Below are 15,256 nucleotides of genomic sequence, written 5' to 3'. Positions count from 1 at the left end.
AGGAGGAATTCAAGTTACCTAGACAATAAATGAGGAATGAACGAAATATATTCTTTTCTTGTTTTAATTGAAAAATAAAATTTGTTCGAATAATTATTCTACAGCTATATACCTACACTAGCTTTCTTCGTATAATGGAGAAGTATGAATTTTAGATTTGTATTAATTTTACATATTGAGGTGAACAAAGAATGAATTCGCGGCTAATGGAACTTATTGATGTGAGTACAATAGAAACCATGGCAGAACAATTTTATAAATTAACTAACATATCACATCAACTTCTTGATGCTGAAAAAGAGTGTGTTTTTTCATTCGGAATGAATGAGATAAAAAAGAGTAAACTTCCAAAGATTGAAATCCCCATTTTCTTATACAATCAACATTTAGGATCTTTTGTTGTATGGTCCAAAAAAAGTGAAATTTTCAGTTGTCAAAAATACTTTGAAATGCTCTCAAGTTTAATTTTAGATGGTGCAATAAAGGTATTTCAAAGTAAAAATACAACGTTGCTTTCTCGGAAAGAGGAGGAACTACATACGATTTTACAAAATATGCCTGTTATGGTCGATGCGCTTGATTATAATGGAGATTTTGTTTTGTGGAACCGAGAATGTGAAATCGTAACAGGTTATACCGCTGAAGAAATAATTGGAAATCCAAATGCACTGCAATTATTGTATCCTGATCATAATTATCGCCATCAAATACAAAAGAAATTTTTAACTTGTGGAAAAAATTTCAGAGATTGGGAAATGCACTTAACATGTAAAAATGGTGAAATCAAAACAATAATGTGGTCGAATATATCAGAACAGTTTCCTGTAACAGGATATAGTTATTGGGCTGTTGGTGTAGATATTACGCATTTAAAAGCGATAGAAGAGCAGTTAAAACAACAAACATCTGAACTGGAATTAATTTTTAAAGCTTTACCAGATTTATGTTTCTTAACAGAAGATGATGGCACGATTATTGATTACAAGGCAGGATCTCCTACGAAGTTTTACGTACCCGCAGAAGCTTTTATGGGAAAAAAGTTTTACGAAGTATTACCATCTTCAGTAGCGCAGCAGTTTCAGGAAGCCATTAATCAAGTGAAGGAAAAAGGAACGAATGTAATTGTAGAATATCCACTCACACTTAATGGAAGTATTGATTTCTTTGAAGCTAGGTGCTTACCATTATTACGTGATAAAATTATGATTATTGTACGCGACATTACAGAGCGAAAAAAGACAGAAGAATTGTTAAACAAATCAGATACGCTTGCAGCAATTGGTCAATTAGCAGCTGGCGTGGCTCATGAAGTAAGAAATCCTTTAACTGTAATTAAAGGTTTTATACAGTTATTCCAAATTAATAAAGAAGATCAAGAAAGATATTTTGATCTTATGCTTTCTGAAATTGAAAGGATAGAAGCAATCCTACAAGAATTTCTATCAATCGCTAAAACAGATGAGATAAATACAGAAAAGAAAAATATTTATCAAATTTTTAAAAATGTCGTATCGTTAATGAATACAAAAGCAATTATGACAAATATTCAAGTTGAACTATTTACGGATGACAAAGATATAATTATTGAATGCTCAGAAAATCAATTGAAACAAGTATTTATTAATATTTTGCAAAATTCAATCGAAGCTATGCCAAATGGTGGGGAAATTTCAATTCACATAAAAGAAATAAATGATGATGGTGTCATCATTCATGTAATAGATGAAGGAATAGGAATACCTGAAGAAAGAATTAAGAGATTAGGTGAACCTTTTTATAGTACGAAAGAAAAAGGGACTGGTATTGGATTAATGTTAAGTTATAAAATTATTGAAAGTCATCAAGGGACAATTGGTATCATGAGTGAGGTTGGTGTCGGGACAACAGTAACTATTTACTTACCGAAAGTACTAAGTAAACAATCTCTTTCTAATTGTGACGACAAATGTATACCAATACGCACTAGTAGTAATTCTTAAATCAATTAATACCCAATAACAAAGCGATTAGTGAAAACTAAGCTTTTTGTTATTGGGTATTTTTTATATTTAATTTAGTAAACTTTACCTTTTCTTTACCTTTGTTTTAATTTCTATTAAGTTTTAAACATTATATTAATATTTGTACAAAGCAATGTATAGAAATTGTACATTACTTTTAATATAGAAATGTGATTATTATTTGAAATATTGTAAGGAGGAGATTATGACAAGGTGAAAAAGCAAGAGAAGAAAAGTGGTAGAGTAGTACCTCTCCGGTTAAATATTTTATTCCTTTGTGTATTTTTATTATTTTCTGGCATTATTATTCAGTTAGGGAAAGTGCAAATTTTTGATGGAGAAACATATAAAAATGAAGTAGAGAAGAGAGAAAATGCAACCGTGGGCCTTTCTGTACCACGTGGGAAAATATTTGATCGTGAAGGAAATCCAGTAGTTGATAATAAGTCTTTACGTACGATTACATATACAAAGGTGAAAGGTGTAAAACAAGAAGAAATATTAAAATCAGCAAGACAACTTGCAGATATTATTGAAATGCCACAAGAAGATATAGATAAGTTAACTGAGACTGATAAGAAAGACTTTTGGATGCAATTAAATCCAGAACTTGCTCAAGACTTAGTATCAAAAAAAGAAATAGATAAGTTCCGAGATAAGGATATTACCGGAAAAGAGCTAGACAAAAAAATAGAAGATTTAAAAAGGAAACGCGTTACAGATAAAAATCTTCAAGAACTAACGGCTAAAGATATAGAAGTGTTAGCTATTAAAAGTAAAATGACCTCAGGTTTTCAAATGGCACCTCAAATTATTAAAAAGGACGTTAGTGAACAGGAATATGCGGTGATTAGTGAAAATTTAGCGAACCTTCCAGGAGTAGACGCATCAGTTGATTGGGAGAGAATCTATGTAAATGATGGTCTATTCCGTTCTGTCCTTGGTAACGTTTCAAATGCTGATGAAGGATTGCCACGTGAACGATTAGATTATTATTTAGTGCGTGATTATAGCCGAAATGATAGGGTCGGCAAAAGTTATATCGAACAGCAATACGAAGATGTACTTCATGGTACAAAAAAAGAAGTAAGAAGCATTGCTGATAAACAAGGAAATACTATTAGAACGGAAACTGTTACTGAAGGGAAAAGCGGTAAAAATTTAACTTTAACAATAGATATGGGATTGCAAAAAAAAGTAGAGGAGAGCATAGAAAAAATATTAAAACAATATAAAGGATCAGAATCAATGTTAGACCGTGCTTTCGTAGTGATGATGAATCCTAAAAATGGCCAAGTATTATCAATGGCTGGGAAAAGGCTTGTAGAAAAAGATGGGAAAATGGAAGTAGAAGATTATGCTTTAGGCACGCTGACAAGTTCATATGAGCTTGGATCAACGGTTAAAGGTGCGACAGTGTTAACAGGGTTTGAAACAAATGCAATAACTCCTGGAACACATTTTTATGATGCACCTATGAAGTTTAAAGGAACCAAGGAAAAGAAGTCTTGGAAAAATTTTGGTGATATAGACGATCTAAGAGCGTTACAAGTTTCTTCGAACGTTTATATGTTTAATATAGCATTAAAAATTGCTGGTGTGGATTATGTGAAAAATAGTTCACTAGATATTAAACAAGAATATTTTGATAAAATGAGATATTATTTCAGGCAATTTGGACTAGGCGTACAAACTGGTATTGATTTACCGAATGAAACTGCAGGACAAATTGGAAGAAAAGATAATCAGCCTGGTTTCTTATTAGATTATTCTATTGGACAATATGATACGTATACACCACTTCAGCTTGCACAATATATTTCGACTATCGCAAATGGAGGGTATCGAATGAAACCACAAATTGTTCAAGAGATTAGAGAACAAACCGTTCAAAAAGATGAGGTTGGTAAAGTAGTACAATCAATAGAACCCGTTGTTTTAAATAGAATCGATATGAAACAAGAATATATTAATCAAGTAAAAGAAGGATTTAGAAAAGTATTTCAAGAAGGAGATGGAACGGGAGTAAGAGCGTTCCAAAAAGCACCATATAAACCAGCTGGTAAAACAGGGACCGCACAAACTGTATATGGTGGAGAAAATGAAATTGGGCGAAATGCGAAAGGCGATCGTAGAGAATGTTATAACTTAACATTAGCTGGATATGCGCCATATGATGATCCAGAAGTAGCATTTTCTGTTGTAGTACCGTGGGTTGAAAATGATAAATCGGGCATTAACTCCGATATTGGAAAAGAAGTTTTAGATGCTTATTTTGATTTGAAAAATAAGCGATTAACTGGTGAAGCGCCAAAAACAGATGCCTCTAAAGAGAATTAAAATGGACGAAACGTCTCTAGCATTCATGTGAACTAGAGGCGTTTTTATCTGGGGATAGATTAGAAATGAGGTATATATGAAGCTGTTTATTCTAAAATATTGGAGGAACATATGTAGCTACATATTAATTATAATAGGGGTTATTTTTATTAATAAGTCCTTTTTATTTTGTATGGTAGAAGGAATTTCGATGCAACCTACTTTGAATGAAAAAGATTATATACTTGTTAATAAGGTAAACGTCTGTTTATCGTCTTTTCATCATGGAGATGTTGTCATTATAAAAAAAGAAGACGAGCCTACTTACTATGTGAAACGAATTATTGGATTATCGGGGGATAATATACAACTAAAAAAGGATGAGGTATTTATTAACGGTAAAAAGCGTGATGAGTCGTATATAAATTTAGATATGTCACAAGTATCCAATCGTTTTTCAAATTTTAGAGAAATAAAAGTTCCTACGCATAAATTATTTGTGTTAGGTGATAATCGTAATCATAGTAAAGATAGTATGAATACACTTGGACTTATTGATGAGTTAAATATAATAGGTAAAGTAGAAATGGTATTTTATCCATTTGATCATATAAAATGGATAAAATAATTCTATTAACTATTCACGTTTTATAAAATCAATCATATATTAATAGCATAGGACAAGCAGAAAAGTTTGTTCTAACCTCACAGAACACTCCTTATCACGGTTAGGCATCTACATAGGTAGATGCTTTTTTTATGTTGATGACTGAAAATTATTTATCAATATAATGTAGCAAGCATATTAGGACTATTAGGGGAAGATTACTTGTACAAATAACAGTATGCTTAATTAAAACAATGAAATGTAAGGAGTGAGGAATAAGTGCTAAATATTTTAGTGGTTAATTTTCCAGCAGAGGGACATGTAAACCCTACATTAAATTTAGTAAAAGCTTTTACTAAACGAGGGGATAACGTACATTATATTACAACGGCAAACTTTAAGGATAGAATTGAAGATTTAGGAGCTACTGTACATATTCATTCGGATCTATTAAAAGAGATTTCTATTGATGCTGAAACCTCATCTGGGTTAAATGCTTTCTTTCATGTGCATGTTCAAACTTCTTTATATATATTAGAAATTACGAAACAATTATGTGAAAGTATAAATTTTGATTTCGTAATTTATGATATATTTGGCGCAGGAGAGTTAGTAAAGGAGTATTTACAAGTTCCAGGTGTAGTGTCCTCACCTATATTTTTAATTCCGCCAGAATTTTTGAAGACATTACCTTTTCATCCAAATGCAGATATGCCATTCCAACCAGAGGAAATCTCTGAAAAATTACTAAATCAGATGGAACATAAATTTGGAGTAAAACCAAAGAATAATCTTCAATTTATGAATAATAAGGGTGATGTTTGTCTCGTATACACAAGTCGCTATTTCCAACCTAATAACGAATCGTTCGGAGAAAATAACATTTTTATTGGACCGAGTATTTCAAAGCGTAAAACAAATATAAAGTTTCCACTGGAATCACTTAAAGAAAAGAAAGTTATTTATATTTCAATGGGAACACTGCTTGAAGGACTCGAACCATTCTTTAATACTTGTATTGATACTTTTTCAGATTTTGATGGGATAGTTGTAATGGCAATTGGTGATAGAAATGATATTTCTAAAATTAAGAAAGCACCAGATAATTTTATAATTGCTCCATACGTACCACAATCAGAAATATTAAATGAAGCAGATGTTTTTATTACACATGGCGGTATGAATAGCGTACACGATGCCATTCATTATAATGTCCCATTTGTAATAATACCGCATGATAAAGACCAGCCAATGATAGCGCAAAGATTAACTGAGCTTGAAGCGGCACATAGACTATTGAAAGAACATGTTAATGTGCACACTTTAAAAGAGGCCGTAACAGATGTTCTTTCAAATGAAAAGTATAAACATGGTATAAGAAAACTTAATGATAGCTTTTTAGAATGTGGTGGTTCAAAAGAAGCAATTGCAGTTATTGAATCTCTTTTAAATAAAGTAAAACTTTAATCGGTAGGGATTTTACTACCCATAAATAGCGGGATAAATAGTCGTAACTGTATACAAGCATAGAGGTTCTCACCTTTATGCTTGTATATTCTTATCCAGCAAATTGCACAGCAGTATTTGCATGTAAAAAAGCAGTATCAAAAACGGGAACAGTAAGATCATTTTGGGAGATGAGTAAAGGTATTTCAGTACAGCCTAATAATATACCTTCAGCGCCGTTTTGAATTAATGATTTTGTAATTTGTAATAACTTTTCTTTAGATGTTTCTGAAATGATCCCTCTACTTAATTCATCTAATATGACATGGTGGATAAAGGTTCTTTCCTCTTCATTTGGGATAATTGTCTCAATGTTATATTTCGTTAATCGTGATTTATAGAAATCTTGCTCCATCGTTTGTTTTGTTCCTAATAGTCCGATACGTTTTATATTCTGTTCTACCATTTCTTTAGCACTTACATCACCAATGTGAAGAAGCGGGATAGATATTGCTTGTTCTACTTCCTCGGCAAATAGATGTACGGTATTTGAACACATTAATAAACATTCAGCCCCAGATTTTTCAACTTTCTTTGCAACTGTAACTAGTTCATTTTTCACTTCTTCATATTGATGGTTTTGTAATAAAGTAGTTACTTCACCAAAATCCATACTATATAAAACTAACTTTGCATTTTGATCGTATTGAGATAGTGTAAGCGTATTAATATGTTTATAGTATAATGATGTAGATTCCCAACTTAATCCTCCAATCAATCCAATAACTTTCATAATGCATTCCTCCCGAAACGATTTTGAATTCATTATTTCACAATTCCGATAAGAATACAATGATTTAAATGCACTGTTTAATAAAAAATAAAAATAGTGAGAAAAGTATTGAAATTTACATTCTTTAGTGCCATAATACGAATTACAAATTAATACTTATCCAGAGAGGTGGAGGGAACGGCCCTAAGAAACCTCAGCAACCCCTATGCAATTTTATAGGAAGGTGCTAATTCCGCAGAGGACACGATGTGTTTTTTGAAAGATAAGAGGATTCTTGAACGTGAAAGAAAATGACCTCTTATGTAAGAGGTCATTTTTTTGTTGTATAGAAAGGGAGTGTCGATGCATAATTCATTTTTAAATTAAATATAGAGTAATAAAAGTTGACTAATACGAGAGGGGAATTGTCATGAACAAATTATCAACAAAGTTAGTAGTAGCAATTGGTATTGGAGCAGCATTATACGGGATATTAGGACTTTGGGGGTTTTCTATTGCACCGAATACATTTATTAAACCAGCATTAGCTATATTAACTGTTTTTGGAGCATTATTTGGTCCAGTGGCAGGACTCTTAATCGGACTTATCGGTCATACCGTAACAGATACGATTGCTGGCTGGGGTATTTGGTGGGGCTGGGTTATTAGTTCAGGTATTATTGGTTTTTCAATGGGTCTTATTCAAAAAAGAGTTGGTTTTAGTGTGAAAAACGGGTCGTTTAACAAGGGGGATATTTCTTATTTAGCAATTACTGGGCTAGTTGGTATTGTCATTGCTATTATATTTGCTGGGGCATTCGATATTATTGTGATGGGAGAACCATTTGACAAAATTGTTATCCAAGTATTAGGAGCAACAATTTCCGATGTTATCGTTTTCTTAGTACTTGGATTGCCACTTACAATTGGCTTGGCAAAATCTAATAAGAAACATACACATTTAAAAATTGAAAAGTAGGGATGTTAACATGCAACCAATTATTTCGTTTGAACAATTTACCTTTCAATATGGGCATGCTGCGCAGCCTACTTTAAGTGATATTACCTTTCATATATACCCTGGGGAAAAAGTACTAATTGCTGGACGAAGTGGTTCAGGAAAGTCGACATTAGCTCATTGTATAAATGGGCTAATCCCATTTTCTTACGAAGGGACTAGTACAGGTAACGTTTTAATTGCCGGTAAAGATCCGAGGGAAGGAAGTATTTTTGAACAAAGTAAGCAGGTAGGAACAATTTTGCAAGATCAAGATGCTCAATTTATTGGTCTGACAGTAGAAGAAGATGTAGCTTTTTATTTAGAAAATGAATGTGTAAAGCAAGATGACATGAAAAAGATTGTTTCGGACTCATTAAGAAAGGTGAAGATGCATACGTTTCATAAACAAAGTCCACATGAATTATCAGGAGGTCAAAAGCAAACAGTTTCTCTTGCTGGTTTATTAACAACAAATGCGGATATATTATTGTTCGATGAACCGTTAGCGAACTTAGATCCACTAAGCGCCGTACATACGATAGAACTTATGAAAGATATACATGAGCAATATAATAAAACGATTGTTATTATCGAACATAGGATAGAAGAAATTTTAAAACTGGATTTAGACAAAGTTATATTAATTGATGAAGGTAAAGTCATTGGGATAGGAACACCAAAAGAAATCTTAGCGTCAAATATATTGCCACGTATTGGCTTAAGAGAGCCTATTTACATCGAAGCATTAAAGAGATTACATTTTGATCGTAATAATGACGTAATATATCCAATGGAAAACCTTCAAAAAGAAAAGGTAGGCAACGTTCTAAAAGAGTGGATGGAGAAACAAGTCATATTAAAAGGTAATACGAAAAACAAGGAATTACTTAAATTGGAGAATTTATCATTTTCATACCCTAATAAACAAAAAGTATTAGAAAATGTAAACCTTTCAATATATTAAGGAGAAATTGTGGCACTGTTGGGACATAATGGAGCAGGGAAATCCACATTAGCTCATAGTCTTATAGGCATAAACAAAATAAAAAATGGGAAAATCTTGTTAGAAGGTGAAAATATTAGTTCTGGGTCTATTCGTAAACGTGGGAAAATCATATCTTACGTGATGCAAAATCCAAATCATATGATTACACAGCCTACTGTTTTTGAAGAAGTTTCATTTACATTAACATTACATAATTTTTCTAAGGAAGAAATTAAGAATAGAGTAGAAGGAACTTTAAAAATTTGTGGTTTATATCCATTTCGTAATTGGCCAATTCAAGCACTAAGCTATGGGCAAAAAAAGAGATTAACAATCGCATCTGTATTAACAACAAATCCTAAACTTATCATATTGGATGAACCGACAGCGGGACAAGATTATTATCATTATAAACAATTTATGTCGTTTATTAAAAAACTAGCTAAGAAGGGTATTTCATTTATTTTTATCACTCACGATATGAATCTCGCACTAGAATATGCAGACCGTGCAGTAGTTCTACATGAAGGGAAAATTATTGCGGATAATACAGTGTCTAATGTATTTGGTGATCAAGAAACGTTACAAATAGCTAACTTAAGAGAGACTTCTTTAACCAAGCTTGTTAAATTTAGTGGGATTGCATGTCCGGAAAAATTTATGGAACTTTATTTAGATAGTAATAGGAGGGAGGAAGGTGCATAGTACATATTTTCATCGTATGGATGGGGTAGTGAAATTGTTTTTATTTATTTTTTGTATGACGCTTACTTTTTTGTTTTTTGATTTTCGGGTGTTGCTAATATTATTTATTATTGGGTGTATCGGACTCAGCGTTGCTAAAATTCCATTTCGTAAAATTTTAATTGTTTTTAGTGTCATATTTACATTTAGTTTATTAAACTCTGTCATGATTTTATTTATTACACCAACTCATGGATCTGAATTAACTGAATCATATACCGCGTTTTTACATATTGGATATGCAACGATTACATATGAAACATTATTTTATGCAGCTACACTTTCATTAAAGTATTTTACGTTATTACCATTTACACTTCTTTTTATTTACACGACAGATCCAAGCGAATTTGTAAGTAGCTTAAGTAAACTTGGTATTCATTATAAGATTACATATGCAATAAATATTGCACTACGATATATTCCTGACATCCAATCTGAGTATAAAATTATTAAACACGCGCAAGAAGCGAGAGGAGTGGCTTTTGAAAAAGGAGAAGCAAGTTTATGGGTTCGTATGAAGAATCGCGTTTTAATTTTCTGGCCTCTAATCATTCATTCTCTAGAAAGAATAGATACGGTTTCAAATGCAATGGATTTAAGAGGATTTGGAAAGAAGGATAAACGTACATGGTTTTATACAAGTAAGGTAAAACGTGAAGATTTCATCGCTTTATTTGCCGGTGTTTTCATATTCATTGTTGCGGTATATTTAAAAGTAAACGTATTTCAAAACTTTTGGTATCCATTTTAAAGCACTCTTTAAACGAGTGCTTTTACTTATTTTTATGTAGACATGCTCAAAAAAGGGATATACACATAATGTATAATACGAACCAGTTAAAATGATCAACTACCTATTAGTTTTCAAACCAAAAGGAGGAGAAAATATGAGTTACGGTGGTTCTTGTGGTTTTGGTGGAGGTTTTGCTTTACTAGTTGTGTTATTCATTCTATTAATAATTGTAGGATGCAGCTGCTGGGGCGGAGGATACTAATTTTTAATTAGTCTTCACAAATGTAAACTAAAAAAACATTGAAGATACTTATGTATCGAAACAAATAAAAAAGGAGCAACTATGCTCCTTTTTTATTTGTTTAAATGCGTATTCTTACTATATTTCGGGAACGTAATCGTTAAAGTCGTTCCTTTACTAACGATACTTCTGATTTTTAAACTTCCATGCATCGTCTCAATAATCTTAACAGCAACCATCGTACCTAAACCAGTTCCTTTTGTTTTTGTACTAAAATATGGTTCACCGAATCGATGTATTTGCTCCTGTGACATTCCAACTCCGCTATCTTCAATTCGTATTTCAACTTTACTATTATTGATAGATGAGGAAATATTTAAGGTACCACCATTAGGCATTGCTTCAATACTGTTTTTTATTAAGTTTAAAAACATTGTTGAAAGTGCTGTTTATTACCAACAATGGTTGCCTCAGAAAAATCCTGTGTAATATGTATCGTATTCATATTACACAATGGCAATATCATATTAATAACTCGATTTAACTCTTGTTTTACTGAAATTTGATCTAATTTTTCTGGAGCAGGTTTGGCAAACGTTAAGTAATCATCGATAATTTCTTGGGCACGATTTAACTCTTCAAGTATATGTTTAATATATTCGTCTCTTGATTCAGGAGTTAAATTTGGTGTTTTTAAAAGCTGTGTAAATCCTTTTACAACCGTTAAAGGATTCCTTACTTCGTGCGATATACTTGCAGCGAGTTGGCTAACAATCTCCATTTTTTCCATTTTAATTAATTTTGAGCGCATTAATACAGCATCTTTTATAACTTCATTTATATAAACAATAAATAACATTAAAGTAGTCGGTAATACCATGAAATAAATAATATACAAATTATTCACTTCAAAATCTGATAAAGTTAATACAATTACAGTTGTAAATATTGCTAGGAAAAAGGTTAAAAACATGGAAAAAGCTACTTTAAGCTTTCTATTATATGTATTAAATTTTGAAGATGCGAGTGCTGTAACGATGAACATTATTCCGTAAACAACGACTGTCAGCATATTAAAGCCATAAAATATAAATCTTGTAATTAATAAAATTGTAAACAATATGATACCGACAGGGAATCCACCATAAAGCGTACCTATTATGACCGGAATTTGTCTTAAATCATGAATACAACTTTCATCCATATAGATAGGGTATCGCATACATAAAATAAGCGGGATACTAGAACAAAGGGTAATCAGTAATATTTTGTATTTTTTCAAATAATGCCTGCTATCATATATGAAATAAAAAACAAATATACTACATAAAATGTATAGAAGATTATTTAATACGTTTTGATTAATATAAACAAAGTCCATAATATTTGCCTCGTTATTCTGAATTTACTTAACATATGTATTATACATAATAACATATGTTAAGGTGAATAAACCTTGTTAATACAAGATTTGTTTGGCTTTTTGTTATAAAATACAAACATTTTGAAAACGTTAGCTATCCAAAGATACTTTTACTAAAATTTTTTACTCCTTCTTCCTGCATGTTCGGTAAAACATGAGAATAAATCCTAAGAGTTAATGAATACACGGAGATTTCAAAGAGTTGTAGACAAGTTTTCCAATTGGGATACAGCTGAAGAATTGTGTAAGGCAGCGAGGGATAAAAAAGAAATAATTCCAGTAAGGGTTTATTTGGGAGGTGGTTTTAAAACTGATGTTTTCGAGTACATGCGGTAGTAAAAGAGAGATGGACATATGAAAAAAGTAGAAATTGATGTTAGTAGCAACAAACTTTTAATAGTTTAGGATGGAAATGTAACAGTAGTCAATCCACCAATGAGCGGATTTGGTGAGCAAGTCGCGGTTTAGATAAACGGTAAGGTTGATCGTGTAGATACTAAGTTTACTGAAAAGATAAAATGATTATTTTTAGAAAGATACCCAGACGGATTTAGTCGAGAAGCTAGTCAAAATCGCGTAGATGTGAAGTGAAAATCGTAAAAAAAAGAGTCATGAGTGGAAAGGCTCATAGCTCTTTGTATAAGGGTAATGGTTTTATAGGTAAATATTATTATTAAATTCTAAAAAATTCAATGTTAGTAAATTAATTGGTATGTGATTTGGGTTTTATAGAAAGAGATCAGCTAACAACAGCTAGCACTTCTTTATTTTATTCACAAATAGTTCCAGTAGCTATTCCGGTTGGAGCGACACCTACTGGGACATTAGTGATAACAGTATTCGTAGCAATATCAATAACGGAAACAGTATTACTAGCTTGATTTGTAACATATGCTCGAGTGCCATCAGGTATGATGGTTACTTGATCAGGGGATAAACCAACAGAAATTGTATCAATCACAGTATTTGTCGCCACATTTATTACCGATACATTATTGCTAACTTTATTTACAACGTAAATAAGGTTTCCACCCGGTGTAATATCTATGCCAACAGGTTCGGTACCTACGTTAATTGTATTAATAACTGCATTGGTAGCGGTGTTAATAACAGAAACCGTATTGCTGTTTTGATTCGTGACATACGCACGAGTACCATCTAGTGTAAACACGATTATTCTAGGACGAATACCAACAGGGATGGTAGCAATAACTGTGTTGGTAGCAGTATTAATGACAGAAATTGTGTTGCTTAATTCGTTTGCAACATATGCAAAGGCACCATTTGGGGAAACAGTAATCCCTTGTGGAGCGATGCCAACAGGAATAGTATTAATAACTGTGTTTGTTGCCGCATTAATGACAGAAACCGTATTATTACCATGATTTCCAACATAAACAGTTGTGTTATTTGGAGAAACAGCTACACCTATTGGATTAGTTCCAACAGGAATGGTAGCGATAACAGTATTCGTAGCAGTATCAATAACGGAAACGGTATTAGAAAAAATATTAGTAACATAAGCACGAGCTCCATTTGGTGAAACTGTTACTTCAAGTGGTGCATTACCTACAGTAATTGTATCAACTACTATATTTGTTCCGGTGTTAATTACAGATACTGTATCATTTGTAGGGTCATCTATGAGTCCTGCATTTGTAGCATATACTAGGAAATTACATGCAGGTCCGGTTGGCCCGGTCGGTCCGGTCGGTCCAGTAGGTCCCGGTGGACAATCACAATCTCCAGTAGGTCCTGGTGGTCCTTCAGGTCCTTGAATACCTTGCACACCTTGAGGTCCAGTAGGTCCCGGTGGTCCTTCCGGCCCTTGAATTCCTGGCACACCCTGAAGTCCAGTAGCTCCTGATGGTCCTTCAGGCCCTTGAATTCCTTGTACACCCTGAAGTCCAGTGGCTCCTGATGGTCCTTCCGGTCCTTGAATCCCTTGGATACCCTGAGGCCCAGTAGGTCCCGGTGGTCCAGGAATTCCCATTCCGGTCCCTGAACCAGTCGGCCCCGGTGGTCCTTGAATCCCTTGAATCCCCTTGTACGCCTTGAATTCCTTGAGGTCCCGGTGGTCCTTCAGGCCCCTGAATACCTTCTACGCCTTGAGGTCCTTCAGGTCCCTGAATCCCTGGCACACCTTGAGGTCCTTCCGGTCCTTCTGGTCCTTCCGGTCCTTCTGGTCCTTCCGGTCCTTCTGGTCCTTCCGGTCCCTGAATTCCTTGCACACCTTGAGAACCCTGAGCGCCTCTAGGTCCAGGAAATCCTCTAGGTCCAGTGGCTCCAGTCGGCCCCGGTGTTCCGATGTTACTTAATAGCGAACTATTTAAGATTCCTTGTAAAATTAAGTTGAATGTTTGTTGTAATAAGGGGTCCGATATATTTGAACAACTTATAAGTGAAGACAAGCTTTGGAATAGAAATTGGAATAATGCTGAGATTTGAGTGAGAGATGCGGTAGGTAAAGAATTAATTAATTGGTTTATAGTTCTTATAACTAAATTTCTATTTGGTGTATTTGGTTGTACTGCTATTAATAAATCATTTAATGCCTGTAATGCTGATTGGAGTATTTGTATAGTTGTTGGATTTGGTGTTGTGAAAAAAGAAAGGATGGCTTGATTTAATTGATTTATTATTTGCAATAATTCTTGTTGTTGAGAATTCGAGAAAAAAACAGGTGTACAGCAATTACTTTGATCACAAGGGGAAATAGAAATAAAGCAGGGTTGCTGAAATTTATCACACGAATTTGATTTTCGATTATATCTCATAAATACCTCCTTTTAAAAAAATAAATGTTAAGTAATTTTTGATAAATTATTAGCAACTGAGTTTGTAGGTATATGTTTAAGGAGAAATGTTTTTTCCTTCAAAGTATATGCCAATAAAATTGAGGTGTTCATATGTGATATATAATCAATACCTATTTACTAGTAGGATATTGTAATACAATTTGAAGTTTATTAAAAAGAAGGAA

The 15,256-nt window shown here is 33.0% G+C and carries 8 protein-coding genes, 5 pseudogenes and 1 riboswitch; of the genes and pseudogenes, 9 read left to right on the top strand and 4 right to left on the bottom strand.

Translation table 11 applies throughout. The features are described 5' to 3' along the window. Positions 1-191: 191 nt before the first annotated feature. The 4 genes from ACQRBL_RS13515 to ACQRBL_RS13500 all read left to right on the top strand — a co-directional run bounded on the left by ACQRBL_RS13515 (position 192) and on the right by ACQRBL_RS13500 (position 6,393). Complete coding sequence (locus ACQRBL_RS13515; protein ID WP_411995528.1) at positions 192-1,979, top strand: ATP-binding protein; 1,788 nt, start codon at positions 192-194, stop codon at positions 1,977-1,979. Between the two features lie 234 nt (positions 1,980-2,213). Continuing rightward, a complete protein-coding gene (locus ACQRBL_RS13510) occupies positions 2,214-4,340 on the top strand; it encodes a peptidoglycan D,D-transpeptidase FtsI family protein (protein ID WP_078993190.1) in 2,127 nt (708 codons plus the stop codon). A 76-nt stretch (positions 4,341-4,416) separates the two neighbouring features. Next, positions 4,417-4,947: a signal peptidase I gene (lepB, locus tag ACQRBL_RS13505; protein ID WP_098564262.1), complete on the top strand. Its 531-nt coding sequence runs from the start codon at positions 4,417-4,419 to the stop codon at positions 4,945-4,947. A gap of 258 nt (positions 4,948-5,205) precedes the next feature. After that, positions 5,206-6,393 (top strand): macrolide family glycosyltransferase, encoded by a 1,188-nt coding sequence (locus ACQRBL_RS13500; RefSeq protein WP_411995529.1) that lies wholly within the window; start codon positions 5,206-5,208, stop codon positions 6,391-6,393. 91 nt (positions 6,394-6,484) lie between these two features. On the opposite strand, the gene ACQRBL_RS13495 is transcribed toward ACQRBL_RS13500, so the two are convergent. Then, the gene (locus ACQRBL_RS13495) at positions 6,485-7,165 is read right to left on the bottom strand and encodes an aspartate/glutamate racemase family protein (RefSeq protein ID WP_098564263.1); all 681 of its coding nucleotides are present in this window, start codon (positions 7,163-7,165) and stop codon (positions 6,485-6,487) included. 153 nt (positions 7,166-7,318) lie between these two features. Beyond that, a riboswitch (SAM riboswitch) is annotated at positions 7,319-7,434 on the top strand. A 140-nt stretch (positions 7,435-7,574) separates the two neighbouring features. On the opposite strand from ACQRBL_RS13495, the gene ACQRBL_RS13490 reads away from it, so the two are divergent. The 4 genes and pseudogenes from ACQRBL_RS13490 to ACQRBL_RS13475 all read left to right on the top strand — a co-directional run bounded on the left by ACQRBL_RS13490 (position 7,575) and on the right by ACQRBL_RS13475 (position 10,871). Then, a complete protein-coding gene (locus tag ACQRBL_RS13490; protein ID WP_001038210.1) occupies positions 7,575-8,123 on the top strand; it encodes an ECF-type riboflavin transporter substrate-binding protein in 549 nt (182 codons plus the stop codon). Positions 8,124-8,133: 10 nt separating this feature from the next. Next, a pseudogene (locus tag ACQRBL_RS13485) lies at positions 8,134-9,834 on the top strand (ABC transporter ATP-binding protein). Next, positions 9,827-10,627, top strand: coding sequence for an energy-coupling factor transporter transmembrane component T family protein (locus tag ACQRBL_RS13480; RefSeq protein ID WP_065483798.1), 801 nt, complete (start codon positions 9,827-9,829; stop codon positions 10,625-10,627). The pseudogene ACQRBL_RS13485 and the gene ACQRBL_RS13480 overlap by 8 nt, the downstream one beginning before the upstream one ends. Before the next feature lie 136 nt (positions 10,628-10,763). Then, positions 10,764-10,871 (top strand): YjcZ family sporulation protein, encoded by a 108-nt coding sequence (locus tag ACQRBL_RS13475; RefSeq protein ID WP_000120182.1) that lies wholly within the window; start codon positions 10,764-10,766, stop codon positions 10,869-10,871. A 92-nt stretch (positions 10,872-10,963) separates the two neighbouring features. Here the strand turns inward: ACQRBL_RS13475 and ACQRBL_RS13470 are convergent. Together ACQRBL_RS13470 and ACQRBL_RS13465 are read right to left on the bottom strand one after the other, a co-directional pair. After that, positions 10,964-12,231 (bottom strand): annotated as a pseudogene (locus ACQRBL_RS13470) (LytS/YhcK type 5TM receptor domain-containing protein). 136 nt (positions 12,232-12,367) lie between these two features. Further along, positions 12,368-12,454, bottom strand: a pseudogene (locus ACQRBL_RS13465) (tyrosine-type recombinase/integrase); the annotation flags it as partial. A gap of 173 nt (positions 12,455-12,627) precedes the next feature. On the opposite strand from ACQRBL_RS13465, the pseudogene ACQRBL_RS13460 reads away from it, so the two are divergent. After that, positions 12,628-12,741: pseudogene (locus tag ACQRBL_RS13460) on the top strand (DUF3954 domain-containing protein). A 301-nt stretch (positions 12,742-13,042) separates the two neighbouring features. On the opposite strand, the pseudogene ACQRBL_RS13455 reads toward ACQRBL_RS13460, so the two are convergent. Further along, positions 13,043-15,050, bottom strand: a pseudogene (locus ACQRBL_RS13455) (beta-propeller fold lactonase family protein). Positions 15,051-15,256: the final 206 nt, after the last annotated feature.

This window comes from Bacillus sp. AF62 (assembly GCF_050312695.1).
Classification (GTDB): domain Bacteria; phylum Bacillota; class Bacilli; order Bacillales; family Bacillaceae_G; genus Bacillus_A; species Bacillus_A cereus.
This window is presented reverse-complemented; position numbering and strand designations above follow the sequence as displayed.

Excerpts from the sequence above, each read along its gene's own strand:
- ACQRBL_RS13515 (WP_411995528.1), top strand. The coding sequence starts at position 192 with ATGAATTCGCGGCTAATGGAACTTATTGATGTGAGTACAATAGAAACC.
- lepB (WP_098564262.1), top strand. The coding sequence starts at position 4,417 with ATGAAGCTGTTTATTCTAAAATATTGGAGGAACATATGTAGCTACATA.
- ACQRBL_RS13495 (WP_098564263.1), bottom strand. The coding sequence starts at position 7,165 with ATGAAAGTTATTGGATTGATTGGAGGATTAAGTTGGGAATCTACATCA.
- ACQRBL_RS13490 (WP_001038210.1), top strand. The coding sequence starts at position 7,575 with ATGAACAAATTATCAACAAAGTTAGTAGTAGCAATTGGTATTGGAGCA.
- ACQRBL_RS13475 (WP_000120182.1), top strand. The coding sequence starts at position 10,764 with ATGAGTTACGGTGGTTCTTGTGGTTTTGGTGGAGGTTTTGCTTTACTA.